We start from the raw sequence: 26,596 nt of genomic DNA, 5'->3' as shown, positions 1-26,596 counted from the left end.
AACAAAAAGACACCAAAAACTGGCATCAAAAAAACAAGCCACCCCCACCAAAGGAAGACGAGGAGTCCCCCACGAGGATGGCCAAAAACAACAAACAAAAACCACCAAACACACTATTGAGTTCTCAAACAACACACCCGGATTTCAGGCAACCCTGCCACTGTACTTCATAGTGGCGGTGACGTCAATCCTCGTCCTTCCGGTTTTTCGACCGGGGCCGTAGGCACTGAATAGAGACTACCCCGGGATGGCCCATATCCCAAACCCGCACGCCAAACGGTGGTTTTGATCGAAAAGCTATGTCACGCGCTCGATTTCGGCGCCCAGGCTGACGAGGTTCTCGACGAACAACGGGTAGCCGCGATCGATGTGGAACACGTCGTGCACCTCGGTGTCGCCGTCTGCAACCAGTCCGGCCAGCACCAGGCCGGCGCCGGCTCGGATGTCCGACGCCCATACCGGCGCACTCGAGAGCTGCGGGATACCGCGGACGACTGCATGGTGACCGTCCGTCCGCGCGTCGGCACCGAGCCGGATCATCTCCTCCACGAACCGGAAGCGAGCCTCGAAGACGTTCTCGGTGATCATCGACGTTCCGTCGGCAATGCTTGCCAGTCCGATCGCCATCGGCTGCAGATCCGTCGGGAACCCCGGGAACGGCAGCGTGGCCATGTTCACGGCCTTCGGTCGTTCGTACTGGACGACGCGGAACCCGTTGTCGTCCTGTGTCACGGTGGCGCCGACGTCGTGCAGCTTGTGGAGCACTAGCTGCAGGTGCTGCGGGTCGACTCCCGTCACCGAGATGTCGCCGCGAGTCATCGCGGCGGCGATACCCCAGGTGGCAGCCACGATGCGATCACCGATCACGCGATGCTCGGTGGGATGGAGTCGATCGACCCCCGTGATCGTCATGGTCGACGAGCCCGCCCCGGAGATCAGGGCGCCCATCTGATTGAGCATCGTGCAGAGGTCCACCACGTCGGGCTCACGTGCCGCGTTGTGGATCGTCGTGACGCCCTCGGCAAGAACCGCGGCCATCAGGATGTTCTCGGTGGCGCCGACCGACGGAAACTCGAGTTGAATCTCCGCGCCCCGCAGGTGGTCTGCCTCGGCCACCACGCAGCCGTGCTCGATGTTGCAGCGGGCGCCGAGTTGTCGCAGGCCCGCTTGGTGCATGTCGAGCGGTCGCGAACCGATCGCGTCACCACCCGGTAGCGCCACCTTGGCCTTCTTGCACCGCCCAACGAGGGGGCCAAGGACGCACACCGAGGCGCGGAACTGGCGTACCGCCGCGAAGTCCGCGTCGTACTTCAACTCGTCGGGTGAGGTGATCCGGACGATGTCGCCGTCGAGCTCGACAGTGGCCCCGAGACCTCGGAGCACCTCCGCCATCAGCGGTACGTCGAGGATGTCGGGACAGTTCGTGATGGTGCTGGTGCCCTCTGCCAGAAGCGATGCGGCCATCAGTTTCAGCACACTGTTCTTTGCTCCCCCGACGGCAACTTCGCCTGACAACCGGGCACCACCGGTCACCACGAATCGCTCACTCACGGCGCTCAGTGTAAACAGCGGAGGCGTCTGAAGTCTGTTTCGCCCACTCGCCCCGGGTACGGTCTTCTCATGGCCGTCCATCTGACCCGCATCTACACCCGAACAGGCGACGACGGATCCACCGGGCTCAGCGATTTCAGCAGAGTGTCGAAGAACGACCCCCGGCTCGCGGCCTACGCCGACTGCGATGAGACGAACGCCGCGATCGGCGTGGCGGTCTCGTTGGGCGCCCCCGACGAGCGGATCCTTGGCGTGCTGCGGCAGATCCAGAACGACCTCTTCGACGCAGGCGCCGACCTGTCCACACCCGTGGTCGAGAACCCCGAACATCCCCCACTGCGAATCACCCAGGACTACGTCGACCGACTCGAGAACTGGTGCGACGAGTTCAACGAACCGCTACCGGCACTGAATTCGTTCGTGCTGCCGGGTGGGACCGCGTTGTCGGCGCTGCTGCACGTCGCACGGACGGTGGCGCGACGAGCGGAGCGCTCGGCATGGCGGGCGATCGACGTCCACGGCGATTCGGTTACCGTGCTGCCCGCCAAGTACCTCAACCGGCTGTCGGATCTGCTGTTCATCCTGTCGCGCGTCGCGAACCCCGACGGCGACGTGCTCTGGCAGCCCGGCGGTCCCGCGCGCTAGTTCGGCCGCCTGCGTGCGCGGGGGGACGGCCGTGACTCGAGCCACGAGGTGAACGCGGTCAAAGCGCCACGGTCGAGGGCGATCTCGTACCCTCTGCGACTTTCCGGACCAGTGTCGCGCAGTTCGAGAACCACGATCTCGGCACTCATGATGTCGAACTCGTCGCCCCGCGGTGCACGACGCGACACCACTTCGATGCCGCGCCGGGAGAGCCGACGGTCAGGCCACCACCGCAGGCTCGACAACCGGTAGAAACCTGCCTCGCCGCCGCGATAACGCACCACCCCGTGACGCCAACCGTGCCCGCCGACTGCGGGGACGTCACGCAGAATCGCCGCGGAACCGCCGACCTGACGCAACTTCCATAGCCGATAGGTGAGCGCGACGACGACCAGCAACAACACGCCGACCAGCGCGACCATGATCATCATGGACGCGCTCATCGCGAACTCAGTCGAGCTCGCCTAGGGCGCGCAACCGCGCCCTGCCCCACGCCGCGGTGCGCTCGTCGTCCGATTCGGAGTCCTGTTTGGCCTCGTCGGCATTGATCTCCGACTCGAATTCGGCGTTCTCGACCAGGACGCGAACGGCTTCCTCCGTGACGGACAAGAAGCCTCCGTCGACGGCGATGCGAAGGTCGTCTTCACCCTCCCGCTCGACACGCACCATGGCGTCGTCGACCAGTTGAGCCACCAGCGGAATGTGCCGGGGCAGGATGCCAATCTCGCCTGCCGTGGTGCGGGTAAAGACGAATGTCGCGTCGCCCGACCACAACTCGCGCTCGACGGCCACGATCTCTACGTGGATTTCAGCCATCGGTCACCGCCTCTCGGCTTGAAGGAGGGTCACAACTTCGCGCCGAGACTCTCGGCCTTCTTGGCCAGATCTTCCAAGCCGCCGATGAGGAAGAACGCCTGCTCGGGCAGGTGGTCGAACTCGCCCTTCGCCAGTTTGTCGAAGGCCTCGACGGTTTCCTTGAGCGGCACTGTAGAGCCTGGCTGCCCGGTGAACTGCTCGGCCGCCATCATGTTCTGGCTGAGGAACCGCTCGATCTTGCGGGCGCGGTAGACCAGCACCTTGTCCTCTTCGGACAGTTCGTCGACACCGAGGATCGCGATGATGTCCTGGAGGTCCTTGTAGCGCTGCAGGATTCGAATGACCTCTTGGGCAACGCGGTAGTGCTCGTCGCCCACGACGCTCGGCTGCAGGATCGTCGAACTCGACGCCAGCGGGTCCACCGCCGGGAAGATGCCCTTCGAGAACACCGCCCGGGAAAGCTCCGTGGTGGCGTCCAAGTGGGCAAACGTCGTCGCGGGGGCCGGGTCCGTGTAGTCGTCGGCGGGCACGTAGACCGCCTGCATCGAGGTGATGGAGTGACCACGGGTCGACGTGATGCGCTCCTGCAGCTCGCCCATCTCGTCGGCCAGCGTGGGCTGGTAACCCACCGCGGACGGCATCCGGCCGAGCAGCGTGGAGACCTCGGAGCCGGCCTGGGTGAACCGGAAGATGTTGTCGATGAACAACAACACGTCCTGCTTCTGCTCATCGCGGAAGTACTCCGCCATGGTCAGCGCCGACAGAGCGACCCGCATACGGGTGCCGGGCGGCTCGTCCATCTGACCGAACACCAGCGCGGTGTCCTTGAGCACGTTGGCGTCGGCGAGCTCGACCCAGAGATCGTTGCCCTCGCGGGTCCGCTCCCCCACGCCTGCGAACACCGATGTACCACCGAAGTTTCGGGCGATGCGGTTGATCATCTCCTGGATGAGCACCGTCTTGCCGACGCCTGCACCACCGAACAGGGCGATCTTGCCGCCGCGCACATACGGGGTCAGCAGGTCGACGACCTTGAGGCCGGTCTCCAGCATCTCGGTGCGCGGTTCCAGCTCCGCGAATGGCGGCGGCTTGCGGTGGATCGACCAGTGATCGAAGTCCTCGCCGTAGCCAGGCTCATCGAGGCAATTGCCGAGGGCGTTGAACACGTGCCCCTTGACGCCGTCGCCGACGGGCACCGAGATCGACGCGCCCGTGTCGGTGACCTCGACGCCGCGAACCAGTCCATCGGTGGGCTGCATGGAAATGGTGCGCACCAGGTTGTCGCCGAGGTGCTGGGCGACTTCGAGGGTCAGCGTCTTGGCCATCTCCTTGTAGGAGATCTCGGCGTGGAGCGCGTTGAACAGTTCCGGCACGGAACCGCGCGGGAACTCGACGTCAACGACTGGGCCGGTGATACGGACCACGCGACCTGCGGTCTTGGAATCTTCTGCGGTGGCAGTCATTTTCTCTTCGCTTCTCTTCGCTTCCGGGGATCTGTCCATCGAGGACTACTTGGCGTCGGAGAGCGCGTTCGCGCCACCGACGATCTCGCTGATTTCCTGGGTGATCTGAGCTTGTCGCTCGCGGTTGGCTTCCAGCGTCAACGCCTTGATCAGGTCATCGGCGTTGTCCGTCGCCGACTTCATCGCTCGCCGACGCGACGCCGACTCCGATGCCGCCGCCTCGAGAAGGGCCGAGTACACGCGGGTGGCGACGTAACGCGGGAGCAGTGCGTCGAACAGCGACTCGGCGTTGGGCTCGAAGGAGAAGAGTGTCTGCGGACCGGTCTCCGGCTCACCGACATATTCGATCACCATCGGCGCAATCCGCCGGGCCACCGCCGACTGCGACAGCATCGACTTGAACTCGGTGAAGACGATGTGCAATTCGTCTAGGCCGAGGATGCCGTCGGCGCCAGGATCGTCTCCGTCGTCGTCAGCGCCAGCCATGAACGCCGTGACGAGCGTGTCCGCGATCTCACGGGCCTGCTCGTACGTCGGCCGCTCGGAGAAGCCCGTCCATGACTGTGAGACGTCGCGGTCGCGGAACTGGTAGTAGCCCAAAGCCTTTCGACCGACCGCATAGATCACGGGCGTCTTGCCCTCCTCCCGCAACAGCGCAAAGAGCTCCTCGGACTGACGCAGCACGTTGGCGTTGTAGCCGCCGCAGAGACCACGGTCCGACGACACCACCAGCACGCCGGCCCGCTTGGGCGTCTCCCGCGCGACGAGCAGCGGGTGGTCCAGCGCACTGGCCCCCGCTAGCTCGGTCAGCATGTTCGTGATCTCTTCTGAGTAGGGCCGAGCCGCCTGGACTCGGGCCTGCGCCTTGGCGATCCGCGACGTCGCGATCAGCTCCTGGGCCTTGGTGATCTTCTTGATCGACCCGGCGGAGCGGATGCGTCCGCGCAACTCGCGCAGTGTGGCTGCCATGTAGTCGCCTGCCTACTTCTTCTTCGGTGCCGGCTTGCGGACCTTGACCGATTCCTTGTCCACGTCCTCGGGGTCCATCGCGTCCGTCTCCGCCTCGTTGACGACCACGGAGCTACCGTCGGTGGCGGCGAAGCCCTTCTTGAAGTCGTTGACGATCTTGACCAGCGCCTCCTCGGCATCCTCCGGGAGCTTCTTGCTCTCCCGGATGCCCTTGAAGACGGCGTCGTGGCTGGCCTTCACGTGCTCGAGGAAGTCGGTCTCGAAACGCTGAACGTCTTCCACCGGAACCGAATCCAGATGACCCTTGGTGCCCAGGAAGATCGCGACGACCTGCTCCTCGACCGACAGCGGACTGTACTGCGGCTGCTTGAGCAACTCCACCAGACGCGCGCCGCGCTCGAGCTGAGCCTTCGACGTCGCGTCCAGGTCGGAGGCGAAGGCCGCGAAGGCCTCCAGCTCGCGGTACTGCGACAGGTCCAAGCGGAGACTTCCCGCCACCTCTTTCATGGCCTTGATCTGGGCGGCACCACCGACGCGCGACACCGAGACGCCGACGTTGACCGCCGGACGAACACCCTGGTTGAACAGGTCGGTCTCGAGGAAGCACTGGCCGTCGGTGATCGAGATGACGTTGGTCGGGATGTAGGCCGAGATGTCGTTGGCCTTGGTCTCGATGATCGGCAGCCCGGTCATCGAGCCTGCGCCCAGTTCGTCGTTGAGCTTGCCGCAACGTTCCAGCAGGCGCGAGTGCAGGTAGAACACGTCACCCGGGTAGGCCTCGCGGCCCGGCGGGCGGCGCAGCAGCAGCGAGATCGCGCGGTACGCCTCGGCCTGCTTGGTGAGGTCGTCGAAGACGATCAGAACGTGCTTGCCGTCGTACATCCAGTGCTGGCCGATAGCCGAACCGGTGTAGGGCGCCAGCCACTTGAAGCCGGCGGGGTCAGACGCGGGAGAGGCCACGATGGTGGTGTACTCCATCGCACCGCCCTCTTCGAGCGCGCGCTTGACGCTCGCGATCGTGGTGCCCTTCTGGCCGATCGCGACGTACACGCAGCGCACCTGCTGCGTGGGGTCACCGGTCTCCCACGCTGCCCGCTGGTTGAGGATCGTGTCGACGCAGACCGCGGTCTTGCCGGTCTTGCGGTCGCCGATGATCAGCTGGCGCTGGCCGCGACCGATCGGAGTCATCGCATCGATGGCCTTGATGCCGGTCTGCAACGGCTCGGAGACGCCCTGTCGCTGAACGACGGACGGCGCTTGGAGTTCCAGTGCACGCCGGGTATCGGTGGCGATGTCACCCTGCGCATCGATCGGCTGGCCCAGCGGGTTCACCACACGACCCAGGAAGGCATCGCCGACGGGCACTGAGAGCACCTCGCCGGTCCGCTTGACCTGCTGGCCCTGTTCGATCTTCTCGAAGTCGCCGAGGATTACCGCGCCGATGCTGTGCTCGTCGAGGTTCAGTGCCACACCGAGCACGCCGCCGGGGAACTCGAGGAGTTCCTGCGTCATGACCGAGGGCAGGCCCTCAACGTGTGCGATGCCGTCACCGGCGTCGACGACTGTGCCGATCTCTTCGCGCTCGGTATCGGCGGAAAACGAGGATACGTACTCCTCGACGGCACCTTCGATGTCAGCAGCGGAGATTGTCAACTCTGCCATGATGTTTCGTCTTCCTACCTTTTGATTTTCGGTGGTGAGTCTGTTCGGGTCAGTCGGGCAGCTGGGTCTGTGCGGCAGCCAGGCGGGATGCGATGGAGCCGTCGATCACCTCGTCACCGATGGTGATCGAAAGACCGCCGAGCAGTTCGGGATCGACGTGGAGCTGGACGGACACCGGGTGTCCGTAGATCCGCGTCAACAACTCGACCAGCCGAGTGCGCTGGGCATCGGTCAGGTCTGCGGCGGCACTGACGTGTGCGACGACCTCGCCGCGTCGGGCCACCGCGAGCTCGGCCAGATCCACGACGGCCTCGTCGGCTCGTTCACCACGAAGCTGCCCGATCGTCTGAGACAGAAGCGCAGCGGCGGTGCCAGTCACACCCGAGCCATCGATGACCTTGTCCAGCAGTCCGATACGACCGCTCGCCGGCGTCGTGTGGTCGCTGAGCGCCGCGGAAAGGCGTGGCTCCGCGTCCAAGACGCGACCGAAGCGGAAGAGCTGATCCTCGACCTCGTCGACCTCGTCTTCGACCTCGGCGCGCTTCAGCAGGGCGAGACGGGCCGTGTGCTCGACCCCATCGACCAGGTCGGCCTCCGCGGACCACCGCTGTGACGCGGCCGTCCGCAGCAGCTTCGCCGTGTGTTCGTCGACCTTGCCCGAGAACAGCCTGTCGACGAGGCGCACCTTGGCGTCCGCGTCGTCGGTGGGCTCGGCCAGGTGCTTGGTGAGGCTCGGTTGAGCGATCAGCAGTGCGACCACCGACCCGAGTTCGTCGGCAAGTGTGGTCAACCCCGGCGACCCGAGGTTGCCTGCCACGTCGTCGAATTCGCTAGTGAGCGCTGCGAGCGCGGCGCGGCTGGCGGCGCGAAGTCGCGCCGAGGCACCCGTCTCGATCGTCGCGGACGACGGTGCCATCTCATCGAGCTCGTCGAGGAAGCGGTCGACCGTCGCCGCCTGTGCGGCGGGTTCGGCAACGTGTGCGCGTACCAGCTCGTCGGCCTTCTGGACCGACTCTTGGCCGAGGCCCTGCCGCAGCTGCCGGATGAGCTGCTGCCGCATCAGCTGAACCTGTTGCGCACCTTGGACCTTGAGTCGTTCGGCTTCGACGCCTGCCTGCTCCTGCAGTTGGCTGGCGATGCGCTCCGAGTCCTGCCGGGCCTCGTCGGTCACCTTCGAAGACTCCGCCTCCGCGTCTGCCAGCGCCTCGGCGTGCATGGCGTCGGCGTCGGCGAGCTTCTGCGCCGCCTCGGCGCTGTCGGCAAGCGCCGTGCGCACCGCGTCCTGCTGCTTCTGCATCAACGCCTTCAACGGCGGCACGACGAAGCGCCACAGGATGTAGACGATGACCGCGAAACCGATCAGCTGACCGATGAATGTCGACATTTAGCGGCTCCCGCCTGAATTCACGTCAACGCCGAGGATGCGGCTCGCCAACGTGGCAGACAGGCCGTCGACCGACGATTCGAGTGCGGACTGCGTCGACGAACGCTGTCCGGACAGTTCTGCATCCGCCTCGCGAACGGTCTCTGCCACCTCACCGCTGGCCTCGGCTCGCTTCTCGTCGATGACCTGTCGACCAGATGCACGAGCCTCGTCGCGGATCGACGACGCCTCGGTACGCGCCCCGGCCATTGCCTGGTCGTAATCGGCTTCCGCCGCCGCGACCTGTTCAGCCGACTTGCGAGCGTCCGCGGCGGTCTTGGCCAGCATGGCCTCCCGCTCGGCGAGGACCTTACTGATCGGTGGCACAACCCATTTCGTAATCACGCCGAGGACGATCAGGAAGATGATCAGCACGACGAAGAAGGTGCCGTTGGGGATCAGGAAGTTACTGCCCCCGCCGCCTTCTGCTCCTGCCGCCTGGCTGGCCGCCAGGATCGTTGCGCTCAGTTCACCCATGCTGTCGGACTACTGCAGGCCCGGCGTGGCGAAGACGAACAGCGCCATGAACGCGAGGTTGATGAAGTATGCGGCCTCCACCAGACCGACGGTGATGAAGAACGGCGTGAACAGGCGACCCTGAGCTTCGGGCTGCCGTGCGATGCCGGAGATCAGTGCGTTACCGGCGATGCCGTCGCCGATACCCGCGCCGATTGCGCCGCCACCCAAGATCAATCCACCGCCGATTAGAGCACCGGCCGTGATGAGGGCGTTTGGATCCATTCCTTATTCCTCCTTGGTAACTGGTGGTGTTACCACCAGGACTGCTGGTAGTACGGGTCGTTCGGGCTTCTTAGTGGTGCGCTTCCTCTTTGGTGTCGTGATCGTCGTGATCCAGTTCCATCGACTGGCTGAAGTACAGGATCGTCAGCAGCGCGAAGATGAAGGCCTGGATCAGGCCGACGAAGAGGTCGAACGTCTTCCAGATGGCGTTGGGTGCCCACTGGATGTACCAGGGGAACAACGCGATCAGCGAAACGAGGATGCCACCGGCGAAGATGTTGCCGAAGAGTCGCAGCGACAACGAGATCGGCTTGGCGATCTCCTCGACGATGTTGATCGGCGCCATCAGCGTGACGTGTCCCTTGAACAGCTTCTTGACGTGGCCCCACGCGCCACGGCGCCATACGCCTGCGGCGTGGTAGCAGATGAACACGAACGCGGCGAGCGCCAGCACGTAGTTGATGTCCGCAGCGGGCGCCTTGATCAGTTCGCCTGCGGCACCGTCGGCGCCGCCGTACTGAACCGGAAGCACTGCCAACCAGTTGGACACCAGGATGAACACGAAGATGGTGACCGCGAGCGGCAACACGAACGGGGCGATCTTCATGCCGATCGCGGCCTCGACCTGCTGGCGCATCTGAATGGTGATGGCTTCGAAGAACAACTGCACTCCGCCGGGCACCCCGGTCGAGGTGACCTTGGCCTTCAGGAAGAACGCCAGTGCGATCACGATGACCCCGGCGATCGTGGTGCTGATCACCGTGTCGCCGTTGATCGTCATACCGAACAGATGCCAAAGGGGTTCGTGGACCCCGACGTGGATCGCCCCTTCGGCGACAACAGTCTCAATCATCAACCGTCAGCTCTATCCTTCGAATCCGATGCGGAAACTTCTGCGAGGTCCAAGCCGTTGGCGCGGATCTTCTTCATCACGGGGATGCTGGTGCTGATCACCAGCACCGCCTGGAAGATCGCGAGCCCGAAGAGCACGGCGAGGCCGTCATGCTTCTTGAACACGATGGCGATCGTCAAACCGATGGCCGTGATTACCAGCAACCGCATCGCGGAATTGACTGCCATCTTCTTCTTGAGCGGATGCTCCTCGGCCGTGATCGACTCGACGGCGCGACGCACCATTAGCGCGTTGAGCAAACCCAGGCCCAGACCCACGCCGAAGAACGCTCCAAAGAAGATGTGGCCGATGAATCCGGACGCCAGGAGGGCCAGTCCGGTAAGCGCCACGCAGACGACCAGAAGACGCATCGGCCGGAATGCCACGGATGGGAACACCAACGGCGCGTCCTGCGCTGGCGTGGTCACTGACTCACCTCAATCCACGCTCTCACGGAAGCTGTCCCCTTTGACAATCAATGATCCGGCGCGTGCCCGCTGAGCGTATCGGAGGGCGTCGGTCGCGCTGGAATCACCCCAGGGGGTAGCTCCCTTTGTCGGTCGTACATCGGCACCGATCGGCTCGTGCAAAACCGATGGGCCGGGCCGGCAACCCGCGAGGTTTTTCGGGTTCTGCCAGCACCGTACCACATGGTAGGCAGCCTAAACCGGGTACTACTACTTTGCGTCGTACACCCTAGTCTGAGAGCTCGCTGGGAACTTCTCCACCCCTTCGTAGCAGTGGAATCAGGGTGATGACGACGGCAACCACGATGGCCGCCAACATGACCGCGCCCGTGTAGCGAGGGTCGAAGAAGATCGTGCTGGCCGCGCCGAGAGCGACGATGCCCACCCACATGTAGATCAACAGCACCACCCGTCGGTGCGAGTGACCGATCTGGAGCAGCCGGTGATGCAGATGCATCTTGTCCGGGCTGAAGGGGCTACGTCCCGCGCGGGTGCGGCGCACGATGGCCAGCAACATGTCGAGGGCGGGCACGAACATCACCGCGACGACCAAGAGGAACGGCGACAGCAGCGCGAAGACGTCGCGTGCGCCATAGGCGTTCTGGGAGATCGGCCCCGCGGCGGTGGTCGACGCCGCCGCGAGCATCAGTCCGATGAGCATCGAACCGGAGTCGCCCATGAAGATCTTGGCCGGGTGGAAGTTGTGCGGCAGGAATCCCAGACAGGCGCCCGCCAGCACCACCGAGATCACGGCGGGCGGGTAGAACAGCACGTCGCCGCCGTGGTCCCGTAGCAGTCCGACGGAGAAGATGCAGATCGCCGCCGCAGTGATGAGCCCCAGGCCCGCGGCCAGCCCGTCGAGGCCGTCGACGAAGTTCATGGCGTTGACGATCGACACGGTCAGCGCCAAGGTCAGCAGGATCGACGTCACCTGGTCGAGCACGATGGTGCCGACGCCGCCGATCGGGATGTACAGCACGCTCCACGCCACACCCATCGTGACCAGCACGCTGGCGGCGGTGATCTGGCCCGCGAACTTGGTGAGGGCGTCAAGCCCCCACCGGTCGTCGATCAGGCCGATCACCATGATCAGCCCACCCGCCACGACGACGGCGGGCATGCCGGACGAATAGACGAAACCGCGCGTCAGCGCGGGAAGTTGCGACGCGAGGAGCACCGCGGCGACGATGCCGACGTACATCGCCAGTCCACCCATCCGCGGTGTCGGCTGCACGTGGACGTCACGCTGGCGCGGGTAGGCGACGGCTCCGAGGCGGGTAGCGAGGGCACGCACCCAGCCCGTCGCGAAGTACGTGACGATCGCCGCCGTCAGCCCGACGAGCGCGAGCTCGCGCAGCGGCACGCCGGCACCGCGGTCCGACAATGCGAGCAGGCCCTCCACGCGGTGAAATGTACTGGACCGACCTGAGACCACGACGCCGTCGCCCCGCGGACGTTCGCTGGGCCGCCCCCGACGTCAGGTCGTCAGTGTCTCCGCCTCGAGTCCGAGGACGTCGGCGATGGCCGCGGCGGTGACGGGTCCCTCACGCAGCACGCGGGGTTGGGCGCCGGTCAGATCGACGATCGTCGACGCCGAGCCCTGGACGGACGGCCCGGCCTCGAGGTAGACCTCGACCAGGTCACCGAGCTGATCGCGCGCATCCGCGGCCGTGACGGCAGCGGGCCTGCCGGAGATGTTGGCGCTCGAGACCGCCATTGGCCCGACCTCGCGCAGGAGCTCGATCGCAACCGGATGCAGTGGCATGCGCAGCATCACCGTGCCCTGCGCATCGCCAAGGTCCCACTGCAATGACGGCGCTTGCTGCACGACCAGGCTCAGCGCCCCCGGCCAGAAGGCGCGAATGAGTTGTCTGGCCGATTCGGGCACCGAGTACACCAGACCGTCGATGGTGTGCCACGAACCCACGAGAACTGGTACCGGCATGTCGCGACCGCGGCCCTTGGCGGAGAGCAGTGCCGCGACGGCTGCCCCGTCGAACGCGTCGGCGCCGATGCCGTAGACCGTGTCGGTGGGCAACACCACCAGACGGCCGCCCTTGAGCGCACTGATCGCCGATGCTATGCCGACCGGCCGCTGGGCCGCGTCTGCGCAGTCGAATACCTCACTCATGCGCGATCCCGCTCCGCGTCTCGCTGCCCCTCATGGTCCCTAGCCTGAACCCTTCCGCCTCGCCGTGACGAACCGGGGGCGACCGGCAAGATCGCGACGCGACGTCACGTCGGTGAAGGCGCCGGACTCCTCGAACAACGCCACGGTCGGCGCGGCGGTGTCGTCGTCGTGTTCGACGGCGACGCACGCGCCGGGGCGCAGCAGCCCGGCGGCCAGCGTGACGATCGGGCCGATGACGCGCATTCCGTCGGGCCCGCCAAACAGTGCGTGGGCCGGATCGTGCTCGGCCACTTCGGGATCCAGCACGGCGTCGTCGGGGATGTAGGGCGGGTTCGACACCAGCAGGTCCACGGCACCGTCGTGCTCGCCGAGCAGTCCAGGAACGGTGACGTCGGCTTCGACGAGCTCGACGTCGCGGCCTGCGCAGTTGCGCCGCGCGTAGCCAAGCGCCTCGGCGGAGTCCTCGACCGCGATGACGTGAGCACCGGGCGTCGCGTCCGCCAGCACCGCGGCGAGCGCCCCCGACCCGGTGCACAGGTCGACGATCACGGGTGCTCGCGGAAGCGGTTGCTCGAGCGCCCATTCCAGCAGCGACTCGGTTTCGGGACGCGGGATGAACACACCCGGACCGACTTCGAGGACGATCGGCCCGAACGCAGCCGACGCGGTCAAGTGCTGCAGGGGAATTCGGCGTGAGCGCGCGTCGACGACGGTGCGGTAGCTGTCGTAGAAGTGTTCGTCGGGATCGTGAAACCGCAGGAGGCCGCGATCGACGCCCGCGGTGTGCGCGGCGAGGAGTTCGGCATCGACGTGGGCGCTGTCGATGCCCGCCTGCGCCAGCGCGCCGGCCGCCTCGTCGATGGCCCGCCGCAGCCGTGTCATGTCTCCTGCAGCCTGGCTTGTCTGTCGGCAGCGGCCAGCGCGTCGAACATCGGATCGAGGTCCCCGTCGAGAACCTGGTCGAGGTTGTGCGCCTTGAAGCCGATGCGGTGATCGGTGATCCGGTTCTCGGGATAGTTGTAGGTGCGGATGCGTTCGCTGCGGTCGACGGTGCGGATCTGACTGGCCCTGTCGGCCGACGCGTCAGCCGACGCCTGCTCCTCGGCGAGCGCCTGCAGTCGCGCAGCCAGCACGACCATCGCGCGGGCCTTGTTCTGAAGCTGCGAGCGCTCGTTCTGGCAGGTGACGACGATGCCGGTCGGTAGATGCGTGATGCGGACCGCGGAGTCGGTGGTGTTGACGCCCTGGCCACCCTTGCCCGAGGACCGGTAGACGTCGATGCGCAGATCCGACTCGTCGATGGACACCTCGGCCACGTCTTCGGGCTCCGGATAGACGAGGACGCCCGCGGCCGAGGTGTGCACCCGTCCCTGAGACTCGGTCACCGGCACTCGCTGTACGCGGTGGACGCCACCTTCGAACTTCAGCCGTGACCAGACGCCGTCGGCGGCGTCGCCCTTGCTGGCGATCGTGAGGGTGGCGTCCTTGTACCCACCCAGATCGGAGTAGGTCTCGTCGAGCACCGTCACGTTCCAGCCGTGACGCTCGGCGTAGCGGATGTACATGCGGGCGAGGTCGGCGGCGAACAGCGCCGACTCCTCGCCGCCCTCCCCCGACTTCACCTCCATGACCACGTCGTCCCCGTCGTGCGGGTCGCGTGGCGCCAGTAGATCGCTGAGCTGTTGCTCGAGTTCGTCGACCCGGGCGGCCAGGTCGGGCACTTCGGCGGCGAACGATGCATCCTCGGTCGCGAGTTCGCGGGCAGCCTCGAGGTCACCGCGGGCGGTCTCCAACTTGCGGTGGGTGGACACGATCGGCGCCAACTGCGCGAACCGGCGACCCACCCTGCGGGCCGCGCCCGCATCGGCGTGGAGGGCGGGGTCGGAGAGCTGACGTTCGAGGTCGGCGTGCTCGGCGAGCAGCGCATCGACTCTCGTCGCGGCATCGGTACCTGCCACCGTGCCCTCCCTTCCGAATGCTCAGCAGAACGCAAGCGACGCCCGTCCCTGGCACGAATGCATCGGAACGGGCGCCGTTTGGCTGACTTACTTGTCGGTTGCGGCCTTCTCGCCGGTGGTGCGCTTTCCGTAGCGCTTCTCGAAGCGGGCCACGCGGCCGCCGCTGTCGAGGATCTTCTGCTTGCCGGTGTAGAAGGGGTGGCACTGGGAGCAGACCTCGACCACGATGTGGCCGCTCTCCTTGGTGCTACGCGTCTGGAAGCTGTTTCCGCAGCCACAGACCACGGTGGTCTCTACGTAGTTGGGGTGGATACCCGATTTCATGTTGGTCCTCTTCAATAGTTGGCCGCCGGGTCGCCTGAAATCACTGACCTGAGTCTTCAGACGTGAACCGGAACCGAGGGGTCGACGGTCGATTATGCCAGGTCAGCCGCCAACCTCCTAAACGCCGACGCACCGGGGCCTATTCCGCGGGCGTCAGGCCGGGCTGACCGACGCATCGAGGAATCGAGTGCCGTCACGCTTCCACAGAACGCGACCTGCCGGATCGACTCCGCGGGTGATCAACTCTCGCTTGAGAATCTTGTTGGTGGCGGTACTCGGTAGGTCCTCGGCCACCCATACGTAGCGCGGCCAGGCCTTCGGGGACAGATCCCGCTGAGCCTTCAGGAAGTCCTCGAACGCCTCGGGACGCAGTTCGGCGTCGTCGCGCAGCACGATCGCGGCCATCACCTGGTCACCGACGTGTTCGTCGGGCACCGGATACACCGCCACCCGACTGATCGCGTTGAGTCGCAACAGAATCCGTTCGATGGGGGCGGTGGTGAGGTTCTCGCCGTCGACCCGCATCCAGTCAGCCGTGCGACCAGCGAGGTAGATCCACCCGTCGGCATCCCGGTAGGCAAGGTCCCCGGACCAGTACATCCCGTGACGCAGACGCTGGTCGGTGGCTCCCGGATCGTTGTAATACCCGCGGAACAGCCCGCTCCCGCTGGTGTTGACCAACTCCCCCGTCGCCGCGTCGGCGTTGAGCAGGGCGCCCGTCTCTTCGAACTGCGCGACGTCACACTCGACGAAGGTCTCCGGGTCGTAGATGGCGACGCCGGGGAAGCCCTTGCCGATCGAACCCGGCGGACAATCGTCCGGCCGGGTGATGATGACGGCCGTCTCGGTCGAACCGAAGCCGTCCCACACCGCGCAACCGAAGCGGCGGCCGAACTCCTCGATGTCGCGGTCAGCCGCCTCGTTCCCGAACGCGATCCGCAGCGGGTTCTCACGGTCGTCGGGCTTTTCGGGCATGGCGAGGATGTAGGCCAGCGGCTTGCCCACGTAGTTCATGTAGGTCGCTCCGTGCCTGCGGACGTCCGGCAGGAAGCGGGACGCAGAGAACGCGGCGGGGACCATGGCGGCACCAGCTCCGAGGGCCACGCTCCAGCCCGCATACACGGCGTTCGAGTGGAACAACGGCATCGCCAGATAGCACACGTCGGAGCCGTCGAGGCCGTACCGCTCGACGAGCGCGCTCCCGGCGAACAGCACCATCGCGTGCGGCACTTCGACCGCCTTGGGTTCACCGCTGGTACCGGAGGTGAAGATCATCATGAACGTGTCGTCGGGCCCGACCTCGCGATGCGGCACCAGTGCGGGCGCGGCGTCGACCCGTTGCGCCCAGTCGTCGGTGCTCACGTCGATCACTGCGACGCCGGGCAGGTCCACGCGATCGAGCAGGTGGCGATGGTCGGGGGTGGTGAGGACGAGCTGACAGTCGACGCGCGCGATGTCGCGGGCCAGTGCGTCCCCGCGGCGCGTGGTGTTGATGCCGCACAGGACGTATCCGCCGAGGCCCGCCGCTGCCAACGCGGTCAGCATGTCCGGGGTGTTGCCCATGAGTGCGCCGACGTGCAACGGGCGGGACGGCTCCGCTGCCGCGATGACGGCGGCCGCCTGTGCACTCGCCGCGGCGATGTGTTCGCGCCACGTCCACGACGCGTCACCGTGCTTGACGGCGACCGTGTCCTGATCGGCTCTCATTCGAAGCAACTGCTGGAGTGTGTCCGCCATCGTTGGCTACCTCGGTCCCTAGTGTGAACAGAATCTAGAAAGTGTCTACCGCCGACCTGGCACACGGTACCGTCTGGCAACAGGCAGAATGCATCGGTCCCACCCCGCCGCGCTGTGAAACGAACAGGAGTCCACCGTTGACGAGCGCCACCGCACCCCGGCCGGCATCCAAGAGCGTGCGGGATCGGCTCATCGATGCAGCCGAAGTGTGTTTGCGCGCGAAGGGCATTCGTTCGACGACCGTGTCCGAGGTGGCCGAGGTTGCCGGCGTTTCCAGGGGCTGGCTGTATCGGCACTTTCCCGACAAGAACTCACTTCTCGGTGCGGCCATCGTGCGACTCAACGACGCGTACTGGTCGGAATCGCACGCCATGCTGGAACGGATTGACGGCTTGGACGAGCAGATCGCGGCAGGTATCCGTCACGGTCGGTCGGCCTACGCCGATCCGGGCGCGCTGCTGATGAAACTCCGAATGGAAGAGCCGGAGGAGTTCGCGGCGTGTGCGGGTGCGGGTGTTCTGGGACTGGTGCCAGACCTGGGGGAGTTCTGGTCCAGATACCTACTCGCCGCGCGGGATCGCGGTGAGATCCACGCCGAGGTGAACATCGCGGAAGCGTCGGAGTGGGTCGCTCGGGTGCTGCTTTCACTGGCCACGGTGCCCGGTCACCAGCTCGACCCCGCCGACCACGACGCGGTGCTCGTGCACGTACGCCGCTACGTCATGCCCGGTCTGCGGGCTGATCCGGCGCCGGGTTCCAGTCAATGACGCGAAAAGCCCCCGACGCCTGGTGGCGTTCGGGGGCTCTCGCGGTCCGACTACTTAGTCGGAATCCATGTTCTGAGGCGTGGTCTTGGAGACCTGGACCAGGAACTCGTAGTTGTTCTTCGTCTTGCGCAGCTGGCTCATCAGCAGGTCGATCGCCTGGTGCGAGTCCAGCCCCGACAGCACCCGCCGTAGCTTGTGCACGACCGCGAACTCGTCACTGGAGAGCAGCAACTCGTCCTTGCGGGTACCCGACGGGTTGACGTCCACCGCGGGGAAGACGCGACGCTCCGCGATCTTGCGGTCGAGCTTGATCTCGGCGTTGCCGGTGCCCTTGAACTCCTCGAAGATGACGGTGTCACCGGTGGAACCGGTCTCGACCATCGCGGTCGCGATGATCGTCAACGAGCCACCGTCCTCGATGTTCCGGGCCGCACCGAGGAAGCGCTTCGGCGGGTACAGCGCCGTCGAGTCGACGCCACCGGAGAGGATGCGGCCGGAGGCCGGCGACGCGTTGTTGTAGGCGCGTCCGAGCCGGGTGATGGAGTCGAGCAATACGACGACGTCCTTGCCCTGCTCGACGAGGCGCTTGGCACGCTCGATGGCCAGTTCCGCGACAGCGGTGTGGTCTGACGGCGGCCGGTCGAAGGTCGAGGCGATGACCTCACCCTTCACAGAGCGCTGCATGTCGGTGACCTCTTCGGGTCGCTCGTCGACCAGCACCACCATCAGGTGGCACTCCGGGTTGTTGGTGGTGATCGCATTGGCGATGCTCTGCAGAATCATCGTCTTGCCCGCCTTGGGCGGCGAGACGATCAACGCACGCTGTCCCTTGCCGATCGGCATGATCAGGTCGATGACGCGCGTGGTCAACCTGTCGGGAGTGGTCTCCAGACGCAGTCGCTGATTCGGGTAGAGCGGGGTCAGCTTGCCGAATTCCGGGCGGTTCCTGGCGTCCTCCACGGGCCCGCCGTTGACGGAGTCGAGGCGCACCAGCGGGTTGAACTTCTGCCGCGGGTTCTGGCCACTGTTACCGCCGCCGCCCTCGCCCTCGCGGGCTACGCGAACGGCGCCCGTGATCGCGTCTCCGCGGCGCAGGCCGTTCTTGCGGACCATGTTCATGGAGACGTAGACGTCGTTGCTACCGGCCAGGTAACCGGAGGTGCGGACGAACGCGTAGTTGTCCAGGACGTCGAGGATGCCCGCGACGGGCTGGACGACGTCGTCTTCACGCAGCTCGGTGTCGCGGTCGTTGTTGCCGCCGCCCTGGGCGTCGCCGCGCTCGCCACGCCGCCTGCGATCGCGGAACCGGCGACCACGCCTGCCCTGACGTCCGTCGCCATCGTCGTCATCGTCGTTGTTGTTGGCGTTCTGATTGTTGTTGGCATTGGCGTTGTTGCCGCGGTTGCCGTTGTTGTTGCCGCCACCGTCGTTGCCCCTGTTCTGACGGTCGTTGTTGCGCGGGCCGTCGGATTGGGCAGAGTCCCTCTTGTCACCGGCGGTCTTGTCGTTGGCGGTCTTGTCGCCCCTTCCCGCCTTGTCAGCGATCTTCTCCGCGGGGGCCTTCGCCTCGGTCGGGGCCTTCGCTTCGGGAGCCTTTTGCTGAGGCTTCTCCTGGGCAGCCTGCCCACCGGACTCCTGCGTGTCGCCCGCTGCACCGGCGCCACGCGAAGCGCCACGGCGCTCGCGGCGCGGGGGCGCGGACTGTTCGGGGGCGTCTGCGGTGGCGACGTCGGCCGCCGGTGCAGACTGATCGGCAACCGGCTCGGGCTCGGCGGCTTGCGTCGCCCCGGTGCCCGCACCGTTGGTCTCACCGCGATGCTCACGGATGGCAGCGATCAGCTCGCTCTTGCGCATGCCCGAGGAGCCCTTGACGCCGAGCTGGCCGGCGAGTGCCCGGAGATCGGGTAGCACCATGGCGGTCAGGGAGGTCGGGCGGTCGCCCGAGGCCGAAACGGCGCCCGACGTGCCTACCGTGGTCGGCGCTGCGGCCGACTCGACCGACGCAGCCGAAACCGCTTCCACGGTGGATGAATTCACGGTGTTCGACAGCTCGACGTCGTCGCTGCTGCCACTAGCCGTGATGAGGTCCGTATCAGTCACGGATTTCCTTTCTTTCCCTCGCTGATCCGATTCTGCGAGGGTTCGTCGCATTCAGCTGATCCACTGGATGCCGGCTACTGAATGCCTTGGTCCCACCATTGCCTGTGCAACCATTGCTGATGCAACGGTGATCGCTGGGATTCGCCGACGTGCGGAGAACCGTCATCCATGAGAAGGATTGGTAGTCGTCCTAGTGTAGGCGCAGGCACAGACGTGCGATTGCTGGACGAGAGCGAGGATAACCCGCATCGTCGCTGGAAGCAAGAAACACGCCTGATTCTGGTGTGAAGCGTGTCAACTACACAGCCCCGGTCTTGAACCGGATGCCGCCGGAAACTGCTTCGGCCGGCGCCCAGCGAACATGCTGGCCGACCGACATTTCCTTGACGGAGAACCCGTGCACCGCGCCGTACTCCGCGGCCTCCACCGGCAGCTCCGGCTCGGTGCTGAACGCGATGACTGCAGGCCCGGCGCCAGAGAGCACCGCCGCTACACCACAACGGCGCAGTATCTCGAGATATTCCGCGGAGGCGGGCATCGCCGTCGCACGCTGCGGCTGATGCAGGCGGTCCTCGGAGGCCGCCATCAGCAGATCAGGGCGTTCGGTGAGGGCGACCACCATCAGCGCGGCCCTACTCAGATTGAAACGCGCGTCGACGTGACTGACGTGGCTGGGAAGCACTGCGCGCGTCTCCGCCGTCGACGAACGCACCTCGGGAATGGCAGTAAAGAGGTGGATGTCCGGATGCAAACGCAACTTGGCGGCGGCGTACCGCAGTAGCGGACCCTCACCCTCGGTCCACGACACCACCGTGCCGCCGAGGACGGCCGCCGAGGCGTTGTCGGGATGTCCTTCGAACTCCGAGGACAGCTGAATGAGGTCGCCATCCGACATTGGGGGCCAATCAAATTGCGCAACAAGGCCGTTCGCTGCCGCGAGTCCGCCGACGACGGCAGCGGCCGACGAGCCGAGTCCACGCGAGTGCGGGATCGCGTTGCGCGAGCGGACGATCAGTCCGCGGGCGCACACCCCCGCCGTCTGCAGGCCGTGCTCGATGGCGCGCACCACCAGATGAGAAGAATCCAGCGGAACCTCGCCCGCGCCCTCCCCTTCGACGTCGACGTGAAGACCGGATTCGGTTGTCTCCACATAGATTTCGTCGTACAGGCTCAGCGCCAAGCCAAGGCTATCGAAGCCAGGGCCGAGATTGGCGCTCGACGCGGCCACGATGGAGGTGGCGGCCAGTCCAGCGGGCAGGGTCTGAATCACCAACGGTTCACTCCGCTAGACCAAGCCGAGCTCGGCCGCGACGGCAATGGGGTCCACGGCGATGGCCGTGACGGGAGGCAGTTCCTTCAGTGCCGTGTCGGGGTCCTTCAGTCCGTTGCCGGTGACCGTGCACACCACGATGGAGCCCTTCTGCACCCAACCGTCGTCGATGGACTTCAGCAAGCCTGCGATGCTGGCCGCCGACGCGGGCTCGACGAACACTCCTTCGCTGCGCGCCACCAGGTGATAGGCGGCGAGAATCTCCTCGTCGGTCGCGGCCAAGAACCGGCCGTTCGACTGCTGCTGCGCCTCGACGGCCGAGTTCCACGACGCCGGCGAGCCGATCCGGATGGCGGTGGCGATGGTTTCGGGTTTTGCGACGGGCTCACCCAACACCAAGGGAGCCGCACCCGCAGCCTGGGTTCCGAGCATGCGGGGCAGCTTCTCCGTCAGCCCATCGCGGTGATACTCGGTATAGCCCTTCCAGTACGCGGTGATGTTCCCCGCGTTGCCGACGGGCAGGGCGTGAATGTCGGGGGCCTCACCGAGGGCATCGACGATCTCGAACGCCGCCGTCTTCTGACCCTCGATCCGGTACGGATTCACCGAGTTCACCAGCGACACCGACGGGAAGTCCGCGGTCAACTTGCGGGCCAGCTCGAGACAGTCGTCGAAGTTTCCGTCGATCTGAATGATCTTGGCGCCGTGCATGACCGCCTGCGCGAGTTTGCCCATCGCGATCTTGCCCTGCGGGATGAGCACCGCGCAGGTGATGCCGGCCCGCGCCGCATACGCCGCCGCCGAGGCCGACGTGTTACCGGTGGACGCGCACAAAACCGCCTTCTGGCCACGAGCCACCGCCTCTGTCACGGCCATCGTCATGCCGCGGTCCTTGAACGAGCCGGTGGGATTGAGTCCCTCGACCTTCAAGTACACCGTGCAGCCGGTCAGTTCGGAGAGCCGCTTGGCGTCGATGAGCGGCGTGCCGCCCTCCAGCAACGTGATCGGAGTCCAGCCGTCCTCGACGGGCAACCTGTCGCGATAGGCGGCGATCAGACCGGGCCATGGCCGGTGTACGGCCGTCTTGGTGCTCATTCGGCGGTTCCTTCCAGGCGCAGAACGCTGTTGATGATCTGGACGACGTCGAGATCGGCAAGGGCGTCAACCGTTTCCGAGAGCGCAGCGTCGGTAGCCCGATGAGTGACCACGACGATGCGGGCACCGCACCGCTGGCCCCCCTCATCGACCATGCCCTCCTGCCGCACCTCGGCGATGCTGACCTCACGCTTGCCGAACTCGGCGGCGACGGCAGACAGCACGCCCGGCCGATCCGCCACGTTCATGCTGACGTAGTACCGCGTCGGGATGAACCCGATGGGCGCGATCGGCAGTTGGGCGTACTTCGACTCGCGCGGTCCGAGGCCGCCCTGCACCCGGTTGCGGGCCGCCATGACGAGGTCGCCCATCACCGCGGAGGCCGTTGGCGCACCGCCCGCGCCCTGCCCGTAGAACATCAGCCGTCCTGCGGCCTCCGCCTCGACGACGACCGCGTTGAACGCCCCGTTGACCGATGCCAGCGGATGCTCCAATGGCACCAGGGCCGGATACACGCGGGCCGAAACGCGCTGCTGTCCCTCGTCGTTGGTGATGCGCTCACAGATCGCAAGCAGCTTGATGGTGCAGCCGAGCGCCCTGGCCGACTCGAAGTCGGCAGCGCTGACCTTGGTGATGCCCTCGCGATACACGTCGTCGGCGGTAACCCTGGTGTGGAAAGCGATCGACGCGAGGATCGCGGCCTTTGCCGCGGCGTCGAATCCCTCGACGTCGGCCGTCGGATCCGCCTCCGCGTAGCCGAGTGCGCTCGCGTCCGCCAGCGCCGACGCATAGTCCGCCCCCGTCTCGTCCATGGCCGAGAGGATGTAGTTGGTCGTGCCGTTGACGATCCCCGCCACGCGCAGCACGGTGTCACCGGCCAGCGACTGGGTCAGCGGCCGGATGACAGGGATGGCGCCCGCCACCGCAGCCTCGAAATACAGGTCGGCGCGGGCCCTTTCAGCGGCCTGCGCCAATTCGCCGGTCGACTGGGCCATCAGTGCCTTGTTGGCGGTGACCACAGACTTGCCGCGCTCCAGGGCGGCGAGGATCGCCTTGCGCGCCGGTTCGACGGGGCCCATGAGCTCTACGACGATGTCCACGTCGTCACGGGACACCAGAGCGTCCACGTCGTCGGTCAGCATCTCGACTGGCACGCCGCGGTCGGCGGCCACCCGTCGAACCCCGATTCCGCGCAGTTCGAGTGGCGCGCCGATCCGGGCCGCGAGGTCGGGTGCGCTCTCCTCGATGATCCGCACCACTTCGCTGCCGACGTTGCCGAGTCCCAAAACCGCTACACCGACCGGCTTCTCGTTGTCCACCATTAGTTGGTCACCTCCAGGCTCAAGAGATCGTCCACCGTTTCGCGGCGCAGAATGAGGCGCGACACTCCGTCGCGCACGGCCACCACGGCGGGACGGCCGAGCAGGTTGTACCGGCTCGACATGGAATAGCAGTACGCACCGGTCGCGGCGACCCCGATCAGGTCGCCCGGCGCGATGTCGTCCGACACCCACGTGTCGCGGACGACGATGTCACCGCTCTCGCAGTGCTTTCCGACGATGCGGGCCAGCGCGGGAGCGCCCTCGCTGCTGCGTGACACCAGACGGGCGTCGTACTCGGCCGCGTAGAGCGAGGTCCGGATGTTGTCGCTCATCCCACCGTCGACGCTGACGTAGCGGCGGTGCGCCGTTTGGCTGACGGCGACGTCCTTCACGGTGCCCACCTCGTACAGCGTGATGGTGCCGGGGCCCGCAATGGCGCGGCCCGGCTCGACGACCAGCGTCGGCGCAGGCAGACCGACGGCAGCCGACTCGTGGGCGACGATGGCGCCGATCTTGGCCGCCAGGTCTTCCATCGGAGGCGGATCGTCCTGCGGCAGATAGGAGATGCCGAGTCCACCACCGAGATCGACGATGGACATCTGTGCGGTCTTCTCGACGCCGAACTCGGCGACGACGTCGCGAAGCAATCCGATGACACGGTGGGCGGCGAGCTCGAAGCCCGCGACGTCGAAGATCTGCGAGCCGATGTGACTGTGCAGACCGACCAGACGCAGGTGGTCGGCGGCGAACACCCGCCGGACGGCGTCCATGGCGGCGCCGCTGGCCAGCGAAAGACCGAACTTCTGGTCTTCGTGGGCGGTCGAGATGAATTCGTGGGTGTGCGCTTCGACGCCGACGGTGACGCGCACCAGCACGTCCTGAAGGACTTCCGCGTCGCTGGCGATGGCGTCGAGGCGGTCGATCTCGGTCGTCGAGTCGAGCACGACGTGGCCGACGCGCGCCTTCACTGCCATGGCGAGTTCAGCGACTGATTTGTTGTTGCCGTGCAGGGCAATCCGCTCGGGCGGGAAGTTCGCGTTCAGCGCGACGGCGAGTTCGCCTCCGCTGCAGACGTCGAGCGACAAGCCCTCTTCGTCGATCCACCGCGCGATCTCACTGCAGAGAAACGCCTTGGCGGCGTACCGGACGTGCTCACCGCCGCCGAAGGCTGCGGCAATGTCGCGGCAGCGGGACCGGAAGTCGTCCTCGTCGATGACGAACAGCGGGGTGCCGTAGTCCGCGGCGAGTCGAGTGACGGGCACGCCCGCGATCAAAACCCCGCCGTCGCCGGTGCGAACGGCGTTGCGCGGCCACACGTTCGGGGCGAGTGCGAGCATCTCGCCCACCGTCCGCGGACAAGCGGGCGCACCACCGTGGCGGGCGTCCTCGGCGTGGCGGGGACCAGCGGGATGGGCCATCACATGCGCTCCGGAGCGCTCACGCCCAAGATCTCGAGACCGTTGGCGACCACCTGGCGGGTAGCCTGGCATAGGGCGAGGCGAGCAGCGTGCAGGTCCGTCGGCTCCTCGTCACCCTGCGGAAGCACCCGGCAGGAGTCGTAGAAACGGTGGTAGTCACCGGCCAGGTCCTCGAGATACCGGCACACCCGGTGCGGTTCCCGAAGTGAGGCAGCAGTCTTGAGCACTCGCGGGAAGTCGCCGAGGGTTCTCATTAGCGTGCCCTCCCGGTCGTGGGTGAGCAGTTCGAGGTGCTCGGTCCTGCCGACCAGACCGAGTTCGGCCGCACTGCGGGCCAACGCCGACAACCGCGCATGCGCGTATTGCACGTAATAGACGGGATTCTCACTCGAGGCGCTCGACCACAAGGCGAGGTCGATGTCGATGGGGGTGTCGACGGAGCTGCGGATCAGCACATACCGCGCCGCGTCCACGCCGATGGCCTCGACGAGGTCGTCCAGGGTGATGACGGTGCCCGCGCGCTTGCTCATCCGCATCGGCTGGCCGTCGCGCACCAGATTGACCATCTGACCGATCAGCACCTCGACGGTGTCCGGGTCGTCCCCGAGCGCGGCGGCTGCGGCCTTGAGCCGAGCGATGTACCCGTGGTGGTCGGCACCGAGCATGTAGATGCAGAGGTCGAATCCGCGTTGGCGCTTGTCGAGGTAGTACGCCAGATCGCCTGCGATGTAGGCCGGATTGCCGTCGCTCTTGATGACGACCCGATCCTTGTCGTCACCGAACTCGGTGGTGCGCAACCAGGTTGCCCCATCCTTCTCGTAGATGTTGCCGGTCTCACGCAGTTTCGCGATCGCCTGATCCACGCGTCCCGACGTGTGCATCGAGTCCTCGTGGGTATAGATGTCGAAGTCGGTGCCGAAGTCGTGAAGGGACTTCTTGATGTGGGTGAACATCAGGTCGACGCCAATCGAGCGGAACGTCTCCCGCTGCTGCTCGGCGGACTGGCTCAGCACGTCGGGAGAGGTGGCCACCACCTGCTGGGCGATCTCGGCGATGTAGCTGCCCGCATACCCATCCTCGGGGGTCGGTTCCCCCGTCGCCGACGCGATGAGCGAGTTGGCGAACCGATCGATCTGCGTGCCGTGGTCGTTGAAGTAGTACTCCCTGACAACCTGGGCGCCCTGTGTCGAGAGGAGGCGCCCGAGGGCGTCGCCGACGGCCGCCCAGCGGGTTCCACCGATGTGGATCGGCCCGGTCGGGTTCGCGGAGACGAACTCCAGGTTGATCTTCTCGCCCTCGAGTTGCTCGGAGCCGCCGTAGGCCGCGCCGGCGCGAATGACGTTGTCGACCACGACCCCCTGGGCCGATGCCTCGATGCGCAGGTTGACGAAACCCGGCCCGGCGACGTCGGCCCCGGCGATGCCGTCCGTGCCCGTCAGTGCCGTCGCCAGCCAGCCGGCCAGCTCACGCGGGTTCACGCCGACCTTCTTGGCGAGCTGCAGCGCGAGGTTGGTGGCGTAATCGCCGTGCTCCGGATTGCGCGGCCGTTCGACGGCGACCGTCTCCGGCAAGGCGGCAGCGTCGAGCCCGTGCTCGGCCAGTACCGCGGCAGCGGTGGTCTTGAGCAGCTCGGCCAGAACGGCTGGGGTCACGAGCAACCATCCTATGGTCTCAGGTGGTCACCGCCCGAATCGTTTAGTGCAGGTGCGCGGCACCCAGGAGGCGATCGGACCGAACAGCATGCGTTAGGCTGTCGGGGCCCACAGGCGCAGCAAATCAGTACCTGCGCCCCCGTAGCTCAGGGGATAGAGCGTCTGCCTCCGGAGCAGAAGGCCGCAGGTTCGA

Annotated in this window: 26 protein-coding genes; 3 read left to right on the top strand and 23 right to left on the bottom strand. The window is 66.1% G+C overall.

From position 1 onward, the window contains the following. Window positions 1-223, top strand: a 223-nt coding sequence (locus VET27_RS24735; RefSeq protein ID WP_526522440.1) for a hypothetical protein, incomplete at its 5' end; no start/stop codon positions are given. Window positions 224-297: 74 nt separating this feature from the next. Here the strand turns inward: VET27_RS24735 and murA are convergent. Then, window positions 298-1,551 carry a UDP-N-acetylglucosamine 1-carboxyvinyltransferase gene (murA, locus tag VET27_RS24730; RefSeq protein WP_526522438.1) on the bottom strand — a complete coding sequence of 418 codons (1,254 nt, stop codon included), beginning with the start codon at window positions 1,549-1,551 and terminating at the stop codon, window positions 298-300. A gap of 69 nt (window positions 1,552-1,620) precedes the next feature. Between murA and VET27_RS24725 the strand changes: the two genes are divergently transcribed. Beyond that, window positions 1,621-2,196 carry a cob(I)yrinic acid a,c-diamide adenosyltransferase gene (locus VET27_RS24725; protein ID WP_526522436.1) on the top strand — a complete coding sequence of 192 codons (576 nt, stop codon included), beginning with the start codon at window positions 1,621-1,623 and terminating at the stop codon, window positions 2,194-2,196. On the opposite strand, the gene VET27_RS24720 is transcribed toward VET27_RS24725, so the two are convergent. The 16 genes from VET27_RS24720 to fadD1 all read right to left on the bottom strand — a co-directional run bounded on the left by VET27_RS24720 (window position 2,193) and on the right by fadD1 (window position 16,779). Further along, window positions 2,193-2,639, bottom strand: a complete 447-nt coding sequence (locus VET27_RS24720) for a DUF2550 family protein (RefSeq protein ID WP_526522434.1) — start codon at window positions 2,637-2,639, stop codon at window positions 2,193-2,195. The genes VET27_RS24725 and VET27_RS24720 overlap by 4 nt on opposite strands. 7 nt (window positions 2,640-2,646) lie before the next feature. After that, window positions 2,647-3,012 (bottom strand): F0F1 ATP synthase subunit epsilon, encoded by a 366-nt coding sequence (locus tag VET27_RS24715; protein ID WP_526522432.1) that lies wholly within the window; start codon window positions 3,010-3,012, stop codon window positions 2,647-2,649. A 29-nt stretch (window positions 3,013-3,041) separates the two neighbouring features. Then, window positions 3,042-4,475: a F0F1 ATP synthase subunit beta gene (atpD, locus tag VET27_RS24710; RefSeq protein ID WP_526522430.1), complete on the bottom strand. Its 1,434-nt coding sequence runs from the start codon at window positions 4,473-4,475 to the stop codon at window positions 3,042-3,044. Window positions 4,476-4,520: 45 nt separating this feature from the next. Further along, complete coding sequence (locus VET27_RS24705; protein ID WP_526522429.1) at window positions 4,521-5,444, bottom strand: F0F1 ATP synthase subunit gamma; 924 nt, start codon at window positions 5,442-5,444, stop codon at window positions 4,521-4,523. A gap of 12 nt (window positions 5,445-5,456) precedes the next feature. Further along, window positions 5,457-7,106: a F0F1 ATP synthase subunit alpha gene (gene atpA / locus VET27_RS24700; protein ID WP_526522427.1), complete on the bottom strand. Its 1,650-nt coding sequence runs from the start codon at window positions 7,104-7,106 to the stop codon at window positions 5,457-5,459. A gap of 49 nt (window positions 7,107-7,155) precedes the next feature. Beyond that, a complete protein-coding gene (locus VET27_RS24695; RefSeq protein WP_526522425.1) occupies window positions 7,156-8,490 on the bottom strand; it encodes a F0F1 ATP synthase subunit B/delta in 1,335 nt (444 codons plus the stop codon). Continuing rightward, on the bottom strand, window positions 8,491-9,006 hold the full coding sequence (locus tag VET27_RS24690) for a F0F1 ATP synthase subunit B (RefSeq protein WP_526522423.1): 516 nt from the start codon (window positions 9,004-9,006) through the stop codon (window positions 8,491-8,493). Between the two features lie 9 nt (window positions 9,007-9,015). After that, a complete protein-coding gene (locus VET27_RS24685; RefSeq protein WP_526522422.1) occupies window positions 9,016-9,270 on the bottom strand; it encodes a F0F1 ATP synthase subunit C in 255 nt (84 codons plus the stop codon). Window positions 9,271-9,340: 70 nt separating this feature from the next. Next, window positions 9,341-10,123, bottom strand: coding sequence for a F0F1 ATP synthase subunit A (gene atpB, locus VET27_RS24680; RefSeq protein ID WP_526522421.1), 783 nt, complete (start codon window positions 10,121-10,123; stop codon window positions 9,341-9,343). Further along, entirely contained in the window at window positions 10,123-10,590 is a 468-nt protein-coding gene (locus tag VET27_RS24675) for an ATP synthase subunit I (protein WP_526522419.1), read from the bottom strand. The genes atpB and VET27_RS24675 overlap by 1 nt, the downstream gene beginning before the upstream one ends. Before the next feature lie 268 nt (window positions 10,591-10,858). Then, window positions 10,859-12,031: a glycosyltransferase family 4 protein gene (locus tag VET27_RS24670; RefSeq protein ID WP_526522417.1), complete on the bottom strand. Its 1,173-nt coding sequence runs from the start codon at window positions 12,029-12,031 to the stop codon at window positions 10,859-10,861. Between the two features lie 75 nt (window positions 12,032-12,106). After that, window positions 12,107-12,760: an L-threonylcarbamoyladenylate synthase gene (locus tag VET27_RS24665; protein WP_526522416.1), complete on the bottom strand. Its 654-nt coding sequence runs from the start codon at window positions 12,758-12,760 to the stop codon at window positions 12,107-12,109. A gap of 39 nt (window positions 12,761-12,799) precedes the next feature. Beyond that, on the bottom strand, window positions 12,800-13,642 hold the full coding sequence (gene prmC / locus VET27_RS24660) for a peptide chain release factor N(5)-glutamine methyltransferase (RefSeq protein ID WP_526522414.1): 843 nt from the start codon (window positions 13,640-13,642) through the stop codon (window positions 12,800-12,802). Then, window positions 13,639-14,718 carry a peptide chain release factor 1 gene (prfA, locus tag VET27_RS24655; protein WP_526522413.1) on the bottom strand — a complete coding sequence of 360 codons (1,080 nt, stop codon included), beginning with the start codon at window positions 14,716-14,718 and terminating at the stop codon, window positions 13,639-13,641. The genes prmC and prfA overlap by 4 nt, the downstream gene beginning before the upstream one ends. Before the next feature lie 87 nt (window positions 14,719-14,805). Further along, window positions 14,806-15,042, bottom strand: coding sequence for a 50S ribosomal protein L31 (gene rpmE, locus VET27_RS24650; protein WP_526413560.1), 237 nt, complete (start codon window positions 15,040-15,042; stop codon window positions 14,806-14,808). Window positions 15,043-15,195: 153 nt separating this feature from the next. Then, window positions 15,196-16,779, bottom strand: coding sequence for a fatty-acid--CoA ligase FadD1 (gene fadD1 / locus VET27_RS24645; RefSeq protein ID WP_526522411.1), 1,584 nt, complete (start codon window positions 16,777-16,779; stop codon window positions 15,196-15,198). A 137-nt stretch (window positions 16,780-16,916) separates the two neighbouring features. On the opposite strand from fadD1, the gene VET27_RS24640 reads away from it, so the two are divergent. Then, window positions 16,917-17,546 (top strand): TetR/AcrR family transcriptional regulator, encoded by a 630-nt coding sequence (locus VET27_RS24640; RefSeq protein WP_526522409.1) that lies wholly within the window; start codon window positions 16,917-16,919, stop codon window positions 17,544-17,546. A gap of 54 nt (window positions 17,547-17,600) precedes the next feature. Here the strand turns inward: VET27_RS24640 and rho are convergent, their stop codons facing one another. From rho to argS, 6 genes are all read right to left on the bottom strand, one after another. Then, window positions 17,601-19,646, bottom strand: coding sequence for a transcription termination factor Rho (rho, locus tag VET27_RS24635; RefSeq protein ID WP_526522408.1), 2,046 nt, complete (start codon window positions 19,644-19,646; stop codon window positions 17,601-17,603). 298 nt (window positions 19,647-19,944) lie between these two features. Continuing rightward, window positions 19,945-20,916 carry a homoserine kinase gene (gene thrB / locus VET27_RS24630; RefSeq protein ID WP_526522406.1) on the bottom strand — a complete coding sequence of 324 codons (972 nt, stop codon included), beginning with the start codon at window positions 20,914-20,916 and terminating at the stop codon, window positions 19,945-19,947. Between the two features lie 15 nt (window positions 20,917-20,931). Next, the gene (gene thrC, locus VET27_RS24625) at window positions 20,932-22,011 is read right to left on the bottom strand and encodes a threonine synthase (protein ID WP_526522404.1); all 1,080 of its coding nucleotides are present in this window, start codon (window positions 22,009-22,011) and stop codon (window positions 20,932-20,934) included. After that, the gene (locus VET27_RS24620; protein WP_526522402.1) at window positions 22,008-23,333 is read right to left on the bottom strand and encodes a homoserine dehydrogenase; all 1,326 of its coding nucleotides are present in this window, start codon (window positions 23,331-23,333) and stop codon (window positions 22,008-22,010) included. The genes thrC and VET27_RS24620 overlap by 4 nt, the downstream gene beginning before the upstream one ends. Further along, a complete protein-coding gene (gene lysA, locus VET27_RS24615; RefSeq protein ID WP_526522441.1) occupies window positions 23,333-24,679 on the bottom strand; it encodes a diaminopimelate decarboxylase in 1,347 nt (448 codons plus the stop codon). The genes VET27_RS24620 and lysA overlap by 1 nt, the downstream gene beginning before the upstream one ends. Before the next feature lie 71 nt (window positions 24,680-24,750). Further along, on the bottom strand, window positions 24,751-26,403 hold the full coding sequence (argS, locus tag VET27_RS24610; RefSeq protein WP_526522400.1) for an arginine--tRNA ligase: 1,653 nt from the start codon (window positions 26,401-26,403) through the stop codon (window positions 24,751-24,753). Between the last annotated feature and the right edge of the window lie 193 nt (window positions 26,404-26,596).

Origin of the sequence: Mycobacterium sp. (assembly GCF_035633495.1) — a bacterium.
Taxonomy (GTDB): Bacteria; Actinomycetota; Actinomycetes; order Mycobacteriales; family Mycobacteriaceae; genus Mycobacterium.
The sequence above is the reverse complement of the archived record's forward strand: the minus strand, read 5'-3'. Positions and strand labels throughout refer to the sequence as shown.